Raw genomic sequence first — 19,096 nt, 5'->3', positions numbered from 1 at the left:
GGAAACGTCCGATAATCGGACGGTGTTGTCCGCTAGTCGTAGCGTCCCGTAAGTTCTCTGTTCGTGTCAACGCAGGTGCCCCGGCTCTTCGACGGGCTGGTCGACGATGCTGCCGTCTTCCCGCCCGGCAGCGCCACGCTGCCCGACGCGGTAGCCGCGCACCGCCGGCACCGGGCCGCCTGGTACGCCAACCTGGTCGGCCCGTTGCTGTTGCCCGCCTCCGTCCTGCCGGACCTGCCGGCGCTGCTCGGCGCCGAGGAGCGGATCGAGATCGGAGTGATCGGAGACGTACCGATCCCCAACCTGTACTCGCTGCGGGACCGGGTCGACCCACGGATCCGGATCCGTCAGGTCGAGGCGGCGGTGGCCAAACGGGGCGAGGATCCGCTGCCCGGCCTGGCCGCGCTCGCCGGGCTGCCGGCCCACCTCGACGACGCCGACGTCTACGCCGAGATTCCCCTGACCTGGGGACTGCTCGGAGCCCTCGACCGGCTGGCCCGGGAGCGGGCCGCCGGCAAGCGGATCGCGGCGAAGTTCCGGACCGGTGGACTGGCCGCCGAGCTGTTTCCCACCCCGGTCGAGCTGGCCGCGGTGATCGGCGCCTGCCGGGACCGCGCCCTGCCGTTCAAGCTCACCGCCGGGTTGCACCACGCGATCCGGCACATCGACCCGGAGACCGGCTTCACCCACCACGGCTTCGTGAACATCCTGGCCGGCGCGGCCGTCGCGCAGACCGGTGCCGAGGTCGCCGAGGTCGCCGAGGTGCTGGCCGCCACCGACCCGTTGCCGCTGGTCGAGACGGCCCGGTCCCGGCGGGACCAGGTTCGTCCGCTCTGGACCGGATTCGGCTCGTGCAGCGTGATGGAACCGCTGACCGACCTGGTCCGGCTGGGCCTGGTGAACGGCGGCTACCAACCGTGAACCGGACGAGCGTGAACCGGACGAGCGAGAACAGCGAGGAGACGGCGTGAGCTGGGTCGAGGGTGCGGCGGGCTCGCCGTACGGGGTGCACAACCTGCCGTACGGGGTGTTCGTGCAGGCGGGCCGGGGGCCCCGGATCGGCGTACGGATCGGAGATCTCGTCCTCGACCTCGACGGCGCGGAGGCGGCCGGGCTGCTCCTGGCCGGCGGTGCGCTGCGCCGGCCGACGCTGAACGCGTTCCTGGCGCTCGGCCATCCCCAGTGGACGACGGTACGGCGGCGGATCGTCGAACTGCTGACCGGGCAGGAGCACCGGCCGGCCGTGGAACCGCTGCTGATTCCGCTCGACCGGGTCGACCTCGTCCTGCCGTTCGAGGTGGCCGACTACGTCGACTTCTACTCCTCCGAGCAGCACGCCGGCAACGTGGGGAAGATCTTCCGGCCCGGAGCGGCGCCGCTGCTGCCGAACTGGCGGCACCTGCCGGTCGGCTACCACGGCCGGGCCGGCACCGTCGTGGTCTCCGGTACGCCGATCATCCGACCGCAGGGCCAGCGCTCCACCCCGGACGGACCGGTGTACGGGCCGTCCACCCGGCTGGACATCGAGGCGGAGGTCGGCTTCGTGGTCGGCGTACCGACCTCGCTCGGCCAGCGGGTCGCGGTCGAGGACTTCGCGGCGCACGTCTTCGGGGTGGTGCTGCTCAACGACTGGTCGGCCCGGGACATCCAGGCGTGGGAGTACCAGCCGCTCGGGCCGTTCCTCGGCAAGTCGTTCGCCACGTCGGTCTCAAGCTGGGTGGTGCCGCTGGAGGCGCTGGCGGACGCCTGGGTGCCCGCCCCGACCCAGGAGCCCGCCGTGCTCGACTACCTCCGCGACGTACCGCACCTGGGGCTGGACCTGCGGCTGACGGTGGACTGGAACGGCGACCGGGTCAGCGAGCCGCCCTTCGACGGGATGTACTGGACGCCGGCCCAGCAGCTCGCCCACCTGACCGTGAACGGGGCGGCACTGCGTACCGGGGATCTCTACGCCTCCGGCACCGTCTCCGGGCCCCGACGCGACCAGGTCGGCTCGTTCCTCGAGCTGACCTGGGGCGGGGCCGAGCCGGTCAAGCTGTCCGACGGGTCCACCCGGACCTTCCTCCTCGACGGCGACACCGTGCGGATCGGTGCCACGGCACCGGGGCCGGACGGCACCTCCGTCGGGCTCGGTGAGGTCGCCGGCACGATCGCTCCCGCCCAACCGACCTGAGCCCCGGGCCGCGTTCCCAGCCTGGCCACAGCCCCGATGCAGCGGTCTTCCAGCGGACACGCAGCAATTTCCTGGCTGGTACCCAGCGATCTTCGAGCGTACGTCGTCGGACGGACTGTGCGATCGATGGGCGGGAAGGAGTAACAGGATCGGTTCATGAGGCGTTGAGTTACCCGGACGGGGACGAACCCGCCATCAGGTGTGTTTCTTCTTGAAAGGGTACAGAGATGTTCAACGCGGATGCTGCCGTGTGGCGCAAGAGCAGTCGCTCCAACGACCAGGGCCTGTGCGTCGAAGTCGCCGACAACCTGCCCGGAGTCGTCGGCGTACGCGACTCGAAGGACCCGGACCCGGTGCTGGCGTTCCCGCCGGCCAGCTGGGCGGCATTCGTCGCCGCGACCAGGACCGGTCGCTTCGAGGGCTGATCGGCCGCAGCTGATCGACCAGAGCCGCGCGGTTCCGTGCATCGGCCGGGGCCGCGCCGGTTCTCGCCGCACCTACCCGGACCCGTCACTTTCTGGTCACTCTGCGGGGGCGGAGGCGTGACCAAGCCTGTTCCGCGTCGTACCGTGGTGCCTGGGGGAGGCGCCCATGTCGACGGTGGCGTTCAGCCGGCTGATCGAGGCACCCGCAGACGAGGTGTGGCGGGTCTTCACGGACCTGCCCGCCCGCCCTCGGTGGCTCTGCCCGGTGGACGAGGTCGAGGTGCTGACCCGGAGCGTGCCGCCGAGCCCGGCCGGGGCCGACGCGGTGCCCGGGTTCGGCGTCGGAACGGTCTGGCAGGAGAGCCGCACCGGACCGGGCGGCAGCCGGATGGTCGAGGAGTTCTCGGTGGCGGAGGCGGCGCCGCCACGGCACCTCGTCGTCGTCTCGTCCGGGGACGGCGTGGACTACCGGACGACGTACACCTTCAATCCGATCAAGGCACGACGGCCGGACCGTGGCCGAACGGTCGTGACCGTCAGCCACGAGGGCGTGCCCACCGCCCGGTACGGCCGGCTGCTGGCGGTGCTCTTCGGCGGACTGGCCGCGAAGGCGGGCGAGGGCGCGTTGCGCCGGGACCTGGACGACCTCGCCGCCGCCACCGAACCCCGCCGCCGGATCGATCCGGCCGCCGCCGCCTGACCAGCACGCCAGATCCCGGGCCACCACCTGCGGAATGACGACGTCCGGCCCGCACACCTGCCAGCCGTCGGCCCGGCGTTGCTCGGTAGGGTGCTCCGACGGAGGTGTGCGGGCATGCAACGCCGAACGGGTGTGTCTGAGCGCAGCGAGGGCACCGGCTGGCGCGGTCCTGGAGGTCACGACGAGGAGCACGGCGAGACGGCGTCGCCGCGCCGGCCCCCGAGGGCGCTCGCCGCCGCAGTGGCGGTGCTGGTCCTGGTCGCGTCCGCCGTGATCGTGCACCGGGTCCTGGCGCCCGCCGAGGTGGTGACGCCGGCTCGGGCCGGATACCCGGCTCCGCTGACCGTCCAGCCCGGCGTGATCGGCACCCTGAACGCGGCACCCCTGATCGTCGACGGTCGGCTCCGGGTCTACGCCACCACCCGGCAGATCCGCGCCGACCAGCCGCTCGACGCCGCGACCAGGCGCACCCCGTACTGGTCGTTCCGGCGCTGGCCGGCCGAGGTGGCCGGGTTGATGGCGGACGGCGCCACGGTGGTCACCCGATGGTCGGACGGCCAACTGGTCGCACTGGACGCCCGGACCGGCCTGGTGCGCTGGCGGGCCGGCGGACCCCGACCGGAGCACGGATATCTCGGCCGGCGTACCGGTGGCGCCACCGTCTTTACACCTGATGGCCTCTACCTGGCGGAGTCCCGGGGCGGCACCTCCGTGCTGGTGGTGACCGGTTCGACCGAACGTCGGGGCCTCGACCTGGCCTCGGGCCGGGAACTGTGGCGGGCCGATGTCGACCCGGCCTGTCGGGCCGTCGACCAGGCCGAAGGGCTCACCACCACCGCCGGTCAGCTCGTCGTGGTGGACAACTGCGCCGGTGCACCGGCGGTCGGCCTCTACGACGTGGGGACCGGCGCCCCGACCACCCGATGGCAACCCGACGCCGCGACCGCGGCGATCGAGGTCGCTCCGGTCGGCTGTGCGGCGGGCCGGTCCCGGTGCACGGCGATCCGGACGATCAGCGGGGGCGTGACCCGGGGCTGGCTGGTCAACGGCCCGACCCCGGTGCCGGCCCCGGCCCTGGACGCCCCGGAATCGGTGCTCGTCGGCGAGGTCGCGGTGGCGCCGCAGGGGACCGGGCTGGTGGCCCGGTCGGTGCGCACCGGAGCGGAGCTGTGGCGGTGGACCGGCACCGGGGCGGACCGGATTCTCGCTGCCCAACCGGGGCGGGTGCACCTGCGTACCGGGGCGGGGGAGCTGCTCACGCTGGACTCGGAGACCGGCCGGGAGCGGTCCAGGTTCCCGCTCACGTACGGGCGGGACTCGACCACCTGGTCGCCCGGCCTCGTCCACGCGGCCAGCGGATTCGTGGCGGTGGAACGGCTCACCGAGCCGGTGGACCCGACGGCCGCCGACAGCCGCTACTACCTGGCCGCCCAGCCGGTGATCCTGGCCGCCACCTGAACCCCGCGCGACGTTCCGGCCGGGGTTCGAAGCCGGCCCGACCGGTCATTCGTGAAGCGCGGAGTCGGCGGCGGCCAGGAAGGCGTCGTTCTCCGCCGGGGTGCCGATGGTGACCCGTACCCCCTCGCCGGCGAACGGACGGACGATGATCCCGCGCGCCTCGCAGGACTGCGCGAACGACACCGACCGGTCGCGCAGCGGCAGCCAGACGAAGTTGGCCTGGCTCTCCGGAACGGTCCCGCCGACCTGTCCGGCCGGCAACCGCTTGCGCAGCGCCTCGGTCACCCGGTCCCGTTCGGCCACCACCAGCGCGCAGCGTCGACGTACCTCGTCGGCCTGGGTGAGCGCGGCCAACGCTCCGGCCTGGGCGGCCAGGCTGGTGGAGAACGGGGTGACCACCTTGCGGACCGTGGCGGCCACCTCCGGGTGCCCGACCAGGAAGCCGATCCGCAGCCCGGCCAGCCCCCACGCCTTGGACAGGGTGCGCAGCACCACCACGTTGGGCCGGTCGCCGTACGCCGTCAGGCCGTCCGGCACCTCGGCGTCGGTGACGAACTCCCGGTACGCCTCGTCCAGCACCACCAGCACGTCGTCCGGCACGGCGTCGAGGAACCGGTCGAGTTCCGCGCGGTGCAGGCTGGTCCCGGTCGGGTTGTTGGGGTTGCAGACCAGGATCAGCCGGGTCCGGTCGGTGACCGCCGCCGCCATCGCGGCCAGATCGTGCCCGTGCCCCGCGTCGTTGGGCACCCGCACGCTGGTCGCGCCGCTGGTCGCCACGATGATCGGGTACGCCTCGAAGGAGCGCCACGAGTACACCACCTCGTCACCGGGCAGGCAGGTCGCCCGGACCAGGTGCTCGGCCAGCGCCACCGAACCGCAACCGGTGGCGATCCGGTCCGCGCTCACCCCGTACCGCTCGGCCAGGGCGTCCCGCAGTGCCAGCACCCCCATGTCGGGGTACCGGTGTGCGCCGGCGACCGCCTCGGCGACCGCCTCGACCACCCCGGGCAGCGGGCCGTACGGCACCTCGTTGCTGGCCAGCTTGATCGCCTCGGGCAGGCCCAGCTCGCGCGCCAGGTCGGCCGGGCTGCGGCCGGGCACGTAGTTGGGCAGCGCGTCGAGGTCGGCGCGGGTCAGCCGGGGTCCCTGCGAGCGCCGGTCGGGGCCGGGGGTGGAACTGGTGGAGCCGGTCATGACGCGGTGCCTCCGGTGCGGTCGGTCGGGGGGTCGGACGGGCCGGACGTGCCGGTCGACGGGGTGTCGGACGGGTCGGACGTGCCGGCCGGGGTGACGGACTGCCGGGGCAGTCGTACCACGACGGTCTGGCCCCGCTTGTCGTGCAGTGCCTGCCGCAACGGTCGGTCGAAGAACGGCAGCGCGCAGTCGACCAGTTGGATCAGGAAGCCGATACCGCAGCAGCTCCAGAGGAACACCGGCAGCCCGAGCATGTTCCACCGCCGGAAGGACCGGCCGAAGCCCAACTGCTCGGTCTCGGCCAACGGTACGACCTTGATCCCCATCACCCGCTTGCCGAAGGTCTGCCCGGTGTTCGCCACCGACGGCACCTCGTAGGCGAACCACAGCGCGACCGCGATCAGCAGGATGACCACCTGGAGCCCGTCGGCCTGTGCGCTCGCCTGGGGTAGCCCCTCGGTGTTGGACTCACCGGCCAGCAGCCGCCGGGTGATCTCCCGCGAGACCGGCTCGATCTCCTCCACGAAGCGCCAGACGAACCAGCCGTTGACCAGCACGTTCAGCAGGAACACCAGGCCGATGTCGATCAGCCGGGCGACCACCCGGGCGCCGAGCGGCGCCAGTTCCAGCCCGTGCGGCCGAGGCGGTGGCGGCGGTGCCCAGTACGGCCCCGGCCAACCCTGCGGCGGCGTCCCGTACGGCGGCATCCCGTAGTGCGGCATCCCGGGTGGCGGCGTCGGTGGCCCGGCGCCCGGCCAGCCTGCCCCGGCCTGCCCCGGCTGCCCGTACGGAGCCGGTGGCGCACTCGCCGGTGGTGCACCGGGCGGTGCTCCGCCGGCGGGCGGACCGCTCGGGGTAGGGCCGCCGGCCGGCGGCGCACCCCAGGAGGGCGGTGGCCCGCCCCAGGGCGCCGGGGCTGCGCCGGGGGTTCCCGGCGCGGCGGGCGAGCCGGGCGGGGTGGGCGAGCCCGGCGGGGTGCCGGCGACGGCACCGCTCGACGGCGGAGGGGCCGGCTCGGGCTCGGGTTCGACCGGCGGCGGGCCGGATGGCGGCGTGGCGTCGACCGGCAGCGGCGCGCCGATCCAGCCCTCACCGTCCCAGTACCGCTGGGTGGTCGGCTCGGCGGGATCGGCGTACCAGCCCGGCTGCACCGTCACCGGAACGACCTCGGTTGAGTCCTGACGTTCACGCTGGAACCTTAACCACCACGGTTTTGGCGAACTTGTCGTGGAGGCACTGCTGGTACGGCTTGTCCCAGAGCTGCCACAGGCCGTCGAGGTAGACCAGGCCGGGCAGCAGGCCCCCGGCCCATTGCACGAGGAAGCGCCGGGCGAGGAAGCCCCGGTTGATCGAGCCGGCCGGATCCAGCGGGGTGATCTTGACTTTCATGATCCGTTTGCCCACGGTCTGGCCGGTGCGCCTCGCCATCTCGACGTGGTAGACGTACTGGAGGATCGTGCCGACCACGAGCAGGCCGGCCTCGATCAACAACAGCGGCACCAGGAAGCCGAACACGTCCGGCTCCGGGTAGACGCCGTCGGGACCGGCGGACGGCACCGTGAAGAGGTCCGAACCGGCGGTGGCGAAGAAGATGACGAACGCCGGAATCGCGAGCACCATGACGGTCCCGCCGAGGATCGCGCCGTCGATCAGGACGGCCAGCAGCCGGTCCGTGAACGAGGCGAGCGGCAGACCGGCCGGGCTGGTCGGCTGTGGCACCGGTAGGTGGTAGCCGGGCGGCGGCCCGTACCCGGGATGGGAGTACCCGGGTGGGACCGCTGCGGCCGGCGGCGGGGCGTAACCGGGCGGGGCGTAACCGGGCCGGACCGGTGGGGCGGCGTATCCCGGCGTTCCCTGGCCGGGCTGGCCGGGCTGACCGGACGGCGCCCCGTAGCCGGGCTGACGCGGCTGAGGAACGTGTCCGCCCGGGGGAGATCCGGCGGCTGGCCGGTTCTCCCCGGACGGCGGCATGGGCGAAGGCTGCTGGGTCACGCAGGACAGTGTTACAGGTTTCCCCGGGCCTCTTGTTCCCGCTCGATAGCTTCGAAGAGCGCCTTGAAGTTCCCCTTGCCGAAGCCGAGTGATCCGTGTCGCTCGATAAGTTCGAAGAACACCGTCGGCCGGTCCTGCACCGGCTTCGTGAAGATCTGCAACAGGTAGCCGTCCTCGTCCCGGTCGACCAGGATCTTCCGGGCCTTGAGTTCCTCGATCGGGGCCCGGACCTGACCGATCCGGGCCCGCAGCTCCGGGTCGTCGTAGTACGAGTCGGGCGTGTCCAGGAACTCCACCCCGGCCGCGCGCATCGCGTCGACGGTGCCGAGGATGTCGTTGGTGGCCAGGGCGATGTGCTGGGCACCCGGGCCGCCGTAGAACTCCAGGTACTCGTCGATCTGCGACTTGCGGCGGGCCACCGCCGGCTCGTTGAGCGGGAACTTGACCTTGCGGGTGCCGTTGGCCACGACCTTCGACATCAGTGCCGAGTAGTCGGTCGCGATGTCGTCGCCGATGAACTCCGCCATGTTGGTGAAGCCCATGACGCGGCGGTAGAACTCCACCCACTCGTCCATCCGGCCCAGTTCCACGTTGCCCACCACGTGGTCGACGGCCTGGAAGAAGCGCTTCGGCTGGAGGCCGGCGTCGATCATCGGCCGCCGGTCGACGATCGGGCCCCGGGCGACGAAGCCGGGCAGGAACGGACCGGAGTACCGGGACCGGTCGACCAGCGAGTGCCGGGTGTCGCCGTACGTGGCGATGGTGGCGACCCGGACGGTGCCGTGGGAGTCGGTCACGTCGTACGGGGCGGCGAGCCCGGTGGCGCCCTGCGCGATGGCGTGCGCGTACGCCGCGTCGACGTCCGGCACCGCCAGCGCGATGTCCAGTACGCCGTCGCCGTGCCGGGTCACGTGGCCCGCGTCCGGAGCGTCCGGGCGGACCGCGCCGGTGAAGACGAACCGGGCGGAGCCGCTGGTCAGCACGTACTCGGCGTGGTCGCGGTGCCCCTGCTCGGGACCGCGGTACGCGACCAGGGTCATCCCGAACGCGGTCGAGTAGTAGTGCGCGGTCTGCTTGGCGTTGCCGACCATGAACTGGATGTGGTCGATGCCCTGCACCGGGAAGGGGTCGTCGGTGCTGGCCCGGTTGACGGCGCCGACGAGTCGGTCGACGTCGAGGTCCAGGTCCGAGCCGGCGGGCGACTGGTGGAGCGCGCTGGTCATCGTCGTGCCTCCCTGGCGTCGTCGGCCGATGCCATGGTGTGGAGCGGCCGTCTTGCGTGAGCATCTCGGCCCGGCAACCCCTGGGCAACCCACTCGCGAAATGCTGGTCAGCTTGTGCATCTAGTACGGTCAACAACCATGACCGCTGTACAAGTTGCCCAGCTTGATCCACTCGATGTGAAGCTGATCGACCTGCTCGCCGCCGAGCCCCGGATCGGGGTGCTGGAGTGCTCGCGCCGACTCCAGGTGGCCCGGGGCACCGTGCAGGCCCGACTGGACAAGCTGTTCCTGCGTGGCGTGATCCGGGGGCTCGGGCCGCAGATCGACCCGGCGGCCATCGGTTTCGGGGTGACGTCGTTCGTCACGCTGGAGATCAATCAGCGGCCCGGTCACGATCCGGTGACGGCCCACCTGCGGGCCATCCCGGAGGTGCTGGAGGCGCACACCATCACCGGCTCCGGCGACGTGCTCTGCCGGATCGTCGCCCGGTCGAACGCCGACCTCCAACGGGTGCTGGACCGGATCGTGTCGCACGAGGGCATCGCCCGCGCGTCGAGCATCATCGCGCTGGCCGAGAAGATCCCCTACCGGGTACTCCCGCTGGCCCGAACGGCGACCAACGCCTCGCCGAGCGAGGTCCGCTCGTAACGGACCGATCGGCCCAGCCGGGTCCGGCTGACCAGGCCGGCGTCCCGGAGCACCGCGAGGTGCCCACCGACGTTGCCCAGACCCGTGCCGAGCTGGGCGACGAGCTGGCTGGTGGTGGCGGGGACGGCCAGCGCCCGGAGGATCGCCGCCCGGGACGGCCCGATCAGCCGGTCGACGGCTTCCGGGGTACGGCCGGCCGGCGGTGGGCCGAGCAGGTCGGCGACGCCCCGGGCCGGGTAGACGATCGCGTACGGCCAGGGCGGCTCCGTGTACGTGATCAGCGGGCCGAAGGCGCTGGGCACGAACAGCAGGCCGCGCCCGGCCAGTGCGCACTGGTCATCACCCTGGCCGCGTACCTCGATGGTGCCGTGTAGCCCGTCCGAGACCCAGCGCAACCGTGGGTCGAGATCGGTGAGCGCGGCCCCCCAGCCGTACGTGACGAGCTGTCCGGCCCGCTGCACGAGGTCCCGTTCCAGCACCGCGCGGAGCCGGGGCCAGTCGGGTTCCACCAGTACCGTCCACGCCGCCTCGATCGCGTCGGCGATCCGGTCCACCACGTCCGGCGCCTCGAAGATCCGTCGCGCGTACGCCGGTGGGGTCCGGTGCCCGGCCAGATTGCGGGCCAGTTCCCGTCGGGCCTGGTCCAACGGGGTGGCCCGGATCGCGGCCAGCTCGTCGGCGAAGGTCAACCCGACGCCCGCCGGCGGCGGCTGGACGAAGTCCGCGTTGTAGCCGTTGCGGCGCAGCAACGACAGCAGCGCCCCGACCGCCGGCTCCGCCCGCCGCAGCCGCAGGTACCCCTCCCGGGCCCGGGCCAGCCAGGGCGCGAGCGCGGCCGAGTGGTGCTGGCCGGCGCAGAGCCGCAGTGCCGACATCGCCTCGCCGAGCGGCGAGATGGCGAACCGACTCGCCGCGATGTCCGCCGAAGTCACCTCAATCCGATGCAAGGAAGGGCCCCTTCTTATCGTTTTCTGTAGAAGAAGGGCCCCTTCTTAACCTTTCGCTCACCGTCGAAACGCTAGTGCGGGGCGGGGTGGGTGCGGAGGCTGGCGCGGTGAATGTCTCTACGGGAGCGGGCGGACGGGCGGGGGGCACGTTCCGGAGCGTGCTGGGCGTACGCGAGTTCCGGGTGCTCTTCATCAGCTTCGGCGTGTTCATGATCGGCGAGACGGTGAAGATGCTCGCCCTCGCCGTCCTGCTGTACGACCGCACCGGCTCGGCGCTGCTCGCCGCGCTCGCGTACGTCGTGGGGTTCCTGCCGCACGCGGTGGGCGGCGTACTCCTGCTCGCCCTCGCCGACCGCTGGCGCCCCCGGGCCCTGATGGTCGGCTACGACCTGCTCCGGCTCGCCGTCGTCGCGCTGCTCGCGGTCGGGGTGCTGCCGCCGGCCGGCATGCTCGGGCTGGTCTTCGCCGTGGGGCTGCTGGCGCCGGTGAGTACCGCCGCGCGGAACGCGCTGCTGCCCGAGCTGCTGGGTGGGGACGGTTACGTGCTCGGTCGTTCCCTGTTCACGGTCGCGGCCGGCGCGACCCAGGTGCTCGGCTTCGCCGTCGGCGGGCTCCTGCTCGGCCTGGTGGGCCCGTACGGTGCGCTCTGGCTGACCGCGGGCACCTGCGCGGTCTCGGCGCTGCTGGTCCGCTGTGGCCTGACGGAGCGCCCGCACCGGGCCTCGGCCGCGAATCAGGGGGTGGTCCGGCAGACCTGGCGGGTCAACGGGCTGCTGCTGCGCGACCGGCGGGTCCGGGGGCTGCTGCTGGCCCACTGGCTGCCCGGATCGTTGCTGATCGGCGCCGAGGGCGTCATCGTGCCGTACGTCAGTGATCTCGGTCCGGGCGCGAACGCCGGGGTGCTGTTCGCGGCCTCCGCGCTCGGGATGCTGGTCGGGGACCTGGTGCTGGGCCGGTTCGTCGCGCCGGCCCGACGTGAGCGGCTGGCCCCGTGGCTGGCGCTGCTGCTCGGCGCACCGATGCTGGCCTTCGTCGCCGAACCGGGACTGGGCGGAGCCGCGGCGCTGTTCGCCCTGGCCACGTTCGGCTTCGCCTACCACCTCGGGCTGGCCCGACGGTTCCTCGACGCGGTGCCGGAGCAGCGTCGCGGCCAGGCGTTCGGGTTGCTGGCCACCGGGCTGATGACCACCCAGGGGGTGGCGGCCGGTCTGGCCGGGGCGCTCGGCGAGACGCTCGATCCCGGGCCGGTGATGGCGGTCGCCGGGGCGGCCTCGCTGTCCGCGACGGTCCTACTCTGGCGGTGGTTGCGGCCGGAGGGCGGTGCGCCGGACGGCGGTGCGCCGGAGCGGACGGTCGCTGCGCGGCCGGTACGGGCGCAGCCGGTAGGGGCGCAGCCGGTACGGCCCGACAGGGAAATAATCCGCGACACGGAAATAATCCGCGACACGGACATAACGTCCTAGCGGAATTGCCAGATCGCGTCGTCTACGGTAGCCGAATGGCGAAGGGGAGCGCCCGGGGCCTGGGCGCCAAGTCCGCCCTGGCCATCGCGCTGATCGTGGTGATCGTCCTCGCCGCGACCAACGTCTGGAACCCCTTCCCCGGAGTCTGGGACTGGGTCAACCGCGACGATCCGCTCTCCGAGCCGGACGTGGTCTGGCAGCAACGGGTCGGCGGCACGCCACAGAACGTGAACATCGCCGGCAACACCGTGGTGATCCGCTACCGGACCAGGGTCGAGGCACGCAGCCTCGCCACCGGGGTCCGACTCTGGGAGCGCAAGGCCGACTGGGCGGCCGTCGCCGGTGGTGAACGGGATTCCGTCGTCGCCGTCGGCAAGCTGCTCAGCAAGGGCTACGAACTGCTCGATCCCGAGACCGGCGCGGTACGCCGGAAGGACACCTCGGCGGTCGGCGTCTGGACGTACCGCAACGCGGTGCTCGACGTCCGCTGCCGGGAACCCCGGGACTGCACGCTGACGGCACGGGATCCACGGGGCACCAATCCGATCTGGACGGCGTACCTGCCGGGCGTGGAGACCGGGCCACTCGCCGGCAACCCCGACGTGCTCGGCACCCGGGCGCTGACCACCCGACAGGTGCACGACGACGCCGCCGGCCCGGTCGAGATGCCCCCGCTGCTCGGGCTGCCCGTGGACGGTCGGGTGCACATCGTGGACACCGCCACCGGCCGGGTGATGCAGGACCTGGAGCCGGGGCAGGAGGACCGGATCGTGGTGGTCGGTGGCCGGATGCTCCGGATCGAGGCCCGCAGCGCGGACGGCAACTGCTACTTCACGGTGGTGGCCCGGGACCCGGCGACCGGGCAGGAGGTGTGGCGCCGGGACGGGCTCAACCTGCGTACGGCCGACGGTGCCGGTTGCGCCCAGCGGGAGGACCCGCAGGGCGGGGAGAACGTCTTCGTCGGCGTCGCACCGGATTCCCGGGAGACGGTGGTCGACGCGTACGACGGGCGGCTGCTCTGGGTCGGGCCCAAAGGCGAGAAACTGCTCGCCGTCGACGACCGGTACACACTGTCCCGGTCCGCCGACAAGAAGTCGATCATCGGCAGTGAGCTCGCCATCGAACGCGCGCGGTGGACCCGGCCGGTCAACCCCGAGGGCGGTGGCGCCCTCACCGCCTTCGCCGCCGTGCTGATCGACCGCAGGCCCGACCGGATCGTGGCGCTCGATCCGCGCAGCGGACGGGAACTGGCGAACGTCCGGTCCTCGGCCGAGGTGCTCGCGGTCGGGCCCGCCGGCATGGTGATCGGCGAGGGCCGCGACCTCGGGTACGTCCGGTTCGCCGGCGTCGCCGCGCCGCCCGGTCCCGGACCGACCGCCGGCCCGGGCGGCCAGAATCCGGAACCGGGCGAGGGCTGTGGCGGCCCGAAACAGCCGGAGTGCCCGCCGGCCGACGGCAAGGCCGGCTGAGTCGGTCGGCCGGTGGCGGGCCCGGCCGGCGGGGAGTGGTCGGGTGAGAGCGGCATCGCACGGCCGACCCGGCGGGTGGGCCGGGCGCGGCCGGCTGGCCTAGGCTTGCCGGCTATGAGCAGTGGCGCCCCGTTCTCGTACTCCCCCCTGTTGCCCGTCGGCGCCGACCAGACCGAGTATCGCCTGGTCACCGACGAGGGCGTTGACGTGGTCCACGGGCCGGGCGGCCGTCGCTTCCTGACGGTGGAACCCGCGGCGCTGACCGCCCTGACCGCCGAGGCGATGCACGACATCGCCCACTACCTGCGCCCCGCGCACCTCGCCCAGTTGCGGGCCATCATCGACGATCCGGCGGCGTCGCCGAACGACCGGTTCGTCGCGCTCGACCTGCTGCGCAACGCCAACATCGCCGCCGGTGGCGTACTGCCGATGTGCCAGGACACCGGCACGGCGATCGTGATGGGCAAGCGGGGCCGGCACGTGCTGACCGACGGGACCGATGACGAGGCGCTGTCCCGGGGGGTCTACCAGGCGTACACCCGGCTGAACCTGCGGTACTCACAGCTCGCTCCGCTCACCATGTGGGAGGAGCGCAACACCGGAAGCAACCTGCCGGCCCAGGTCGAGATCTACGCGGAGGACCCGGACGGGCACCCCGACGCGTACAAGTTCCTGTTCATGGCCAAGGGTGGCGGCTCGGCGAACAAGTCGTACCTCTACCAGGAGACCAAGGCGCTGCTCAATCCCACCCGGATGATGCAGTTCCTGGAGGAGAAGCTGCGGCTGATCGGCACCGCCGCCTGTCCGCCGTACCATCTCGCCGTGGTGATCGGCGGCACCTCCGCCGAGTACGCGCTGAAGACCGCGAAACTGGCCTCGGCGAAGTACCTCGACAACCTGCCCACCAGCGGATCGATGCGGGCGCACGGCTTCCGGGACCTGGAACTGGAGGCCGAGGTGCTGGAACTGACCCGGCAGTTCGGCATCGGCGCGCAGTTCGGCGGCCGGTACTTCTGCCACGACGTACGGGTGGTCCGGCTGCCCCGGCACGGCGCCTCCTGCCCGGTCGCGATCGCCGTCTCCTGCTCGGCCGACCGTCAGGCGGTCGGGAAGATCACTCCGTCCGGGGTCTGGCTGGAACGGCTGGAGACCGACCCGGCCCGGTTCCTGCCCGACGTGACCGACGCCCAGCTCTCCGAGGGCGCGGAGGCGGTCCGGGTCGACCTGAACCGGCCGATGTCCGAGATCCGGGCCGAGCTGTCGAAGTACCCGGTGAAGACCCGGCTGTCCCTGACCGGTCCGCTGGTGGTTGCCCGGGACATCGCGCACGCGAAGATCGCCGAGCGGCTGGACGCGGGCGAACCGATGCCGCAGTACCTACGCGACCACGCGGTCTACTACGCCGGACCGGCGAAGACCCCCGAGGGCTACGCCTCCGGCTCGTTCGGGCCGACCACCGCCGGCCGGATGGACGCGTACGTGGCGAAGTTCCAGGCGGCCGGCGGCTCGCAGGTGATGCTGGCCAAGGGCAACCGGTCGAGCCAGGTGACCCGGTCCTGCCACGAGCACGGCGGCTTCTACCTCGGCTCGATCGGCGGCCCGGCGGCCCGGCTCGCCCAGGACTGCATCAAGCACGTCGAGGTCCTCGAGTATCCGGAACTCGGCATGGAAGCGGTCTGGAAGATCGAGGTGGAGGACTTCCCCGCCTTCATCGTGGTCGACGACAAGGGCAACGACTTCTTCGCCGAGGTGACCAAGCCGGTGCTGACGGTCGGGCGGCGTTGACCTGTAAGGAAGGGCCCCTTCTTATCGTTTTCTGTAGAAGAAGGGCCCCCTCCTAACACCGTCAGGCGGTTCGGGGCAGGGCGCTGGTCCGGACCAGCACCTGCCGCTCGGGGCCGGCGCTGCCGTCCCGGCGCAGCTCCACGCCGCGCAGCGACAGCCATTCCAGTCGTGGGTATCTACCGAGGTCGGCGCCGACCCTGGTGACCCGGAGGACGAGCGGACCGATTCCGTAGCAGTAGTCCGATTCGGCGAACTGCAGCACGTCGCCGGCGTTCGGTATCGGACCCGACCGCTCGGCTGCGTTAGAGGCGTCCATCTCCTGGCGTCTCCTCAGGTGTGGAAGGCGGCGAAACCGCTGTTCCGACACGGTGCGTCCGTCGCCCCTCGGGGAGCCGTCGGACGCACCGCCCCCGTCGATGCGTCTCACCTGCTGTGTTGCATCCCTCGGAGAGTTTGTTGCCTGCCGCTCTCGATCCGCTGCCACCTCGCTCTCAACCCGTTTCTGCTGCGAGTGATTGTCGGGTTACTCTGCTGCCGGACGCGACCCTCGGTCAGGAGCTGACATGCGGTTCGGGATCCTTGGACCGCTCCAGGTGAGCGGCGGAGAATCGACGGTGACGGCCGGCCGGGACAGGGTGGTTCTGGCGGTTCTACTGCTGCATGCCCGTCGGGTGGTGCCGGTCGACGAACTGGTCGACGCCGTCTGGGACAGCGATCCACCGGCCACGGCCCGGGGGCAGTTGCAGACCTGTGTCTCGCGACTGCGCCGGCTGCTCGCCGCCGCCGGGGTGCCCGGCGAGACCATCGTCACCGGCCCGGCCGGCTACCGCGTCGTACTCGAATCCGACGACTTGGACGTCCAACTGTTCGAGCGGTTGGTCGCCCGGGCCCGGGCCGCCGCGGCCGAGCAGAACTGGCCCGAGGCGCGGGAGGAGTACCGGGCGGCGCTCGCCCTGTGGCGTGGCCCGGCACTCGCGGGTATCACCGGTACGGCGGTCCGGCGGGGCGCGGCCTCCCTCGACGAGCAGCACATGCTGGCGTTGGAGGACAGCTTCGAGGTGGAGCTGCGGCTCGGCCGGGCCGGCGACGTGGTCGCGGAGCTGACCGATCTCGTCGAGCGGTATCCACTACGGGAGCGTCTGCGGGGCCAGCTGATGCTGGCACTGGCCGACAGCGGCCGGCGGGCCGAGGCCCTCACGGTGTTCCGGACCGGGCGGGAGATCCTGGCCGGGGAGCTGGGGATCGAGCCCAGCGCGGCCCTGACGGAGATCCAGCGGCGGGTGCTCGCCGGTGAGGTCGAGTCCTCGGGCGCGGAGCTGTCGAGCAGGCCGCCGGTGCGCTGCCTGCCCCGGGCCATCGAGGACTTCACCGGACGGCACGAGACGGTCACCCGGTTGTGGAAGGAGATCGAGGAAGCCGGTCCGGACTTCTCCGCCGTGTACGTCATCGACGGCATGCCGGGCAGCGGCAAGACCGCACTCGCCGTACATCTGGCCACGGCGCTGGGCAACGAGTATCCGGACGCCCATCTCTTCGTCGACCTGCACGGGCACAGTCTGCGCAGCCCGTTGCCTCCGGCCGCCGCCGTCGCCGCGCTGTTGCGCCAACTGGGCGTACCGGGAGAGCGGTTGCCACCCGACCTCGCCGACCGGCTGGCGCTGTGGCGTACGGAACTGGCCGGCCGACGTGCCCTGCTGGTGCTGGACAACGCGGCCAGCGCGGCCCAGGTGAGCCCGCTGCTGCCGGCGGCTCCCGGCTGTCTGACCGTGGTGACGAGTCGGCGCCGGCTGATGGGACTCGACGGGGTCCGGGCACAGTCGCTCACGGTGCTGGAGCCCGCCGAGGCGATCGACCTGCTGGCCCGGATCGTCGGCCCGGAGCGGGTCCGGGCCGAGCCGACGGCCGCGGCCGAGGTGGTACACCGGTGCGGCTACCTTCCGTTGGCGATCCGGCTGGCCGGGGCCAGGCTGGCGCACCGGTCGCGCTGGCGGGTGGCGGACCTGGCGCAGCGCCTCGGCGACGCGGACCGGCCGGTCCTGGCCGAGTTCGCCGTCGAGCACCGGAACCTGGTGGACGCCTTCGCGCTGTCCCACGCGCAGCTGCCGGAGCCGGTCCAGCGGACCTTCCGGCTGCTGGGGCTGCATCCCGGCGACGAGTTCGACCAGTACGCGGTCGCGGCGCTGACCGAGCTGCCGCTGACGGTGGCGCAGGAACATCTCGACGAACTCGTCGACGCCCACCTGGTGGACGAGTTGGACGCCGGGCGGTTCCGGTTCCACGACCTGATCCGGGAGTACGCCGCCGAACTCGTCACCGTCGTCGGCGGCGAGTCGGAGCAGCGTCGGGCGATGCAGGCGCTGCTCGACTTCTACCTGCACGCGGCGGCCTCGGTCAGCGGGGCCATCGAGGCGAACGGGAACCTGCGCACCGCGGTACCGGGTGATCCGGCCCGCCCCGAGCTGGTCGACGCGGCGGCCCGCGAGGGGAGCGACTGGCTACAGGCGGAACGGCGCAACATGGTGGCCCTGGTCCGGCTCGCCACCGAGCAGGGCATGTACCGGTACGCCTGGCAACTCGCCCGGGCCAACTGGCGGCAGTTCTTCCTCGGTGGACATCTGGACGAGCTGATCCAGACGCACACCGACGGGCTGCGCGCCGCGGAGGCGCTCGGTGACGACTCCGGCGTCGCCACCATGCAGAACTACCTGGCGTCGGCGTACTTCCGGCTCGGCGAGTTCCAGCGGTCCGCCGACGCGCTCCGGGTCGTCAACGCGCTGTGGGAGCGGCTCGGCGACATCGCGGGACAGTCGGTGGCGACGGTGAACCTCGGCCTGCCGTTGATGATGCTCGGCCGGACCCGTGAGGCGGTGGAGTACATGGAGCACGGGCTCTCGCTGGCCCGCCGGACGGCGGAGTTGCACACCCTGCCGAGCGGACTGGTCAATCTGGCTACCGGCTACCTTCAGTTGGGGCGGTATCCGGAGGCGTTGCGGGTGCTGCGGGGCCGGATCTTCCTGGCCCGTCAGTGGGGCAAGATCATGCTGGTGGCGGACTCGCTCGGCGCGATCGGCATGGTGTACAGCCGGCTGGGCCGGTACGACCAGGCGCTGCGCCGGATGTACCTGGCGCTTCGCCTGCAACAGGGCCCCGGGCGCAATCCGTACGCCACCGCCGACCTGATGAACGAGATCGGGGTGGTCGAGCGGGTGTGCGGCCGCCCGGAGGTGGCGGCGTCGCTGCACCGGGAGGCGTTGGCCGCCATGCGGGACGCCGGGGACCGGGCCGGCGAGTGCGCCGCCCGCAACCGTCTCGCGCGGGCCCTGCTCGACCTGGGGGACATCTCGGCCGCGCTGGAGCTGCACCGGCAGGCCCTGCTCGGGGCGACCCGGATCCAGCACCTGGCCGAGCAGGCCCGGGCCCTGGACGGACTCGCCAACTGCCTGGCCCCGACCGATCAGGCGGCCGCCCGTTCGTACTGGACCCGGGCCCTGGCCTTGATGATCCAGATAGAGACCCCGGAACAGCACGCCGTACGGCAGCGGCTGCGGGAGCTCGACTGAGCGCACCCGGTGGCCGGTGGGTGACGGCGATCATCTGCGGGCCGGGCCGGCTCGGGGCA

At 72.4% G+C, this 19,096-nt stretch carries 15 protein-coding genes and 1 pseudogene; 10 read left to right on the top strand and 6 right to left on the bottom strand.

Translation table 11 applies throughout. The features are described from left to right. Positions 1-63 precede the first annotated feature (63 nt). The 5 genes from ACFP2T_RS04280 (at position 64) to ACFP2T_RS04260 (ending at position 4,756) form a co-directional block, all read left to right on the top strand. On the top strand, positions 64-921 hold the full coding sequence (locus ACFP2T_RS04280; RefSeq protein WP_377417435.1) for a hypothetical protein: 858 nt from the start codon (positions 64-66) through the stop codon (positions 919-921). 46 nt (positions 922-967) lie between these two features. Further along, a complete protein-coding gene (gene fahA / locus ACFP2T_RS04275; RefSeq protein ID WP_377417433.1) occupies positions 968-2,173 on the top strand; it encodes a fumarylacetoacetase in 1,206 nt (401 codons plus the stop codon). A 227-nt stretch (positions 2,174-2,400) separates the two neighbouring features. Continuing rightward, a complete protein-coding gene (locus ACFP2T_RS04270; protein ID WP_377417431.1) occupies positions 2,401-2,598 on the top strand; it encodes a DUF397 domain-containing protein in 198 nt (65 codons plus the stop codon). A gap of 166 nt (positions 2,599-2,764) precedes the next feature. After that, positions 2,765-3,298 (top strand): SRPBCC family protein, encoded by a 534-nt coding sequence (locus tag ACFP2T_RS04265; RefSeq protein WP_377417429.1) that lies wholly within the window; start codon positions 2,765-2,767, stop codon positions 3,296-3,298. A gap of 114 nt (positions 3,299-3,412) precedes the next feature. Beyond that, positions 3,413-4,756, top strand: coding sequence for an outer membrane protein assembly factor BamB family protein (locus ACFP2T_RS04260; protein ID WP_377417427.1), 1,344 nt, complete (start codon positions 3,413-3,415; stop codon positions 4,754-4,756). Positions 4,757-4,801: 45 nt separating this feature from the next. Here ACFP2T_RS04260 and hisC read toward each other — a convergent pair whose 3' ends face one another. Genes hisC through hppD form a run of 4 tightly spaced genes read right to left on the bottom strand, consistent with a single transcriptional unit; the run spans position 4,802 to position 9,165 of the window. Continuing rightward, positions 4,802-5,950 carry a histidinol-phosphate transaminase gene (hisC, locus tag ACFP2T_RS04255; protein ID WP_377417425.1) on the bottom strand — a complete coding sequence of 383 codons (1,149 nt, stop codon included), beginning with the start codon at positions 5,948-5,950 and terminating at the stop codon, positions 4,802-4,804. Continuing rightward, positions 5,947-7,107, bottom strand: coding sequence for an RDD family protein (locus ACFP2T_RS04250; protein ID WP_377417423.1), 1,161 nt, complete (start codon positions 7,105-7,107; stop codon positions 5,947-5,949). The genes hisC and ACFP2T_RS04250 overlap by 4 nt, the downstream gene beginning before the upstream one ends. A gap of 28 nt (positions 7,108-7,135) precedes the next feature. Then, the gene (locus tag ACFP2T_RS04245) at positions 7,136-7,942 is read right to left on the bottom strand and encodes an RDD family protein (protein ID WP_377417421.1); all 807 of its coding nucleotides are present in this window, start codon (positions 7,940-7,942) and stop codon (positions 7,136-7,138) included. 11 nt (positions 7,943-7,953) lie between these two features. Beyond that, positions 7,954-9,165 (bottom strand): 4-hydroxyphenylpyruvate dioxygenase, encoded by a 1,212-nt coding sequence (gene hppD / locus ACFP2T_RS04240; protein WP_377417419.1) that lies wholly within the window; start codon positions 9,163-9,165, stop codon positions 7,954-7,956. Between the two features lie 138 nt (positions 9,166-9,303). Between hppD and ACFP2T_RS04235 the strand changes: the two genes are divergently transcribed. Further along, complete coding sequence (locus tag ACFP2T_RS04235) at positions 9,304-9,813, top strand: Lrp/AsnC family transcriptional regulator (RefSeq protein ID WP_377417417.1); 510 nt, start codon at positions 9,304-9,306, stop codon at positions 9,811-9,813. Here ACFP2T_RS04235 and ACFP2T_RS04230 read toward each other — a convergent pair. Continuing rightward, a complete protein-coding gene (locus ACFP2T_RS04230; protein WP_377417415.1) occupies positions 9,750-10,760 on the bottom strand; it encodes an ArsR/SmtB family transcription factor in 1,011 nt (336 codons plus the stop codon). The two genes, ACFP2T_RS04235 and ACFP2T_RS04230, sit on opposite strands and share 64 nt — an antisense overlap. 107 nt (positions 10,761-10,867) lie before the next feature. Between ACFP2T_RS04230 and ACFP2T_RS04225 the strand changes: the two are divergent. The 3 genes and pseudogenes from ACFP2T_RS04225 to ACFP2T_RS04215 form a co-directional block, all read left to right on the top strand. Beyond that, positions 10,868-12,094, top strand: a pseudogene (locus ACFP2T_RS04225) (MFS transporter); the annotation flags it as partial. 164 nt (positions 12,095-12,258) lie between these two features. Next, positions 12,259-13,692, top strand: coding sequence for an outer membrane protein assembly factor BamB family protein (locus ACFP2T_RS04220; protein WP_377417413.1), 1,434 nt, complete (start codon positions 12,259-12,261; stop codon positions 13,690-13,692). A gap of 114 nt (positions 13,693-13,806) precedes the next feature. After that, positions 13,807-15,477, top strand: coding sequence for a fumarate hydratase (locus ACFP2T_RS04215; protein ID WP_377417411.1), 1,671 nt, complete (start codon positions 13,807-13,809; stop codon positions 15,475-15,477). Positions 15,478-15,538: 61 nt separating this feature from the next. Here the strand turns inward: ACFP2T_RS04215 and ACFP2T_RS04210 are convergent, their stop codons facing one another. After that, positions 15,539-15,793 (bottom strand): hypothetical protein, encoded by a 255-nt coding sequence (locus tag ACFP2T_RS04210; RefSeq protein ID WP_377417409.1) that lies wholly within the window; start codon positions 15,791-15,793, stop codon positions 15,539-15,541. Between the two features lie 247 nt (positions 15,794-16,040). Between ACFP2T_RS04210 and ACFP2T_RS04205 the strand changes: the two genes are divergently transcribed. Next, positions 16,041-19,037: an AfsR/SARP family transcriptional regulator gene (locus ACFP2T_RS04205; RefSeq protein WP_377417407.1), complete on the top strand. Its 2,997-nt coding sequence runs from the start codon at positions 16,041-16,043 to the stop codon at positions 19,035-19,037. Positions 19,038-19,096 lie beyond the last annotated feature (59 nt).

The sequence above is a fragment of the Plantactinospora solaniradicis genome, from assembly GCF_042658085.1.
Lineage (GTDB): Bacteria > Actinomycetota > Actinomycetes > Mycobacteriales > Micromonosporaceae > Plantactinospora > Plantactinospora solaniradicis.
Note: the sequence above shows the minus strand (reverse complement) of the source record. Positions and strands in the feature narration are given on the sequence as shown.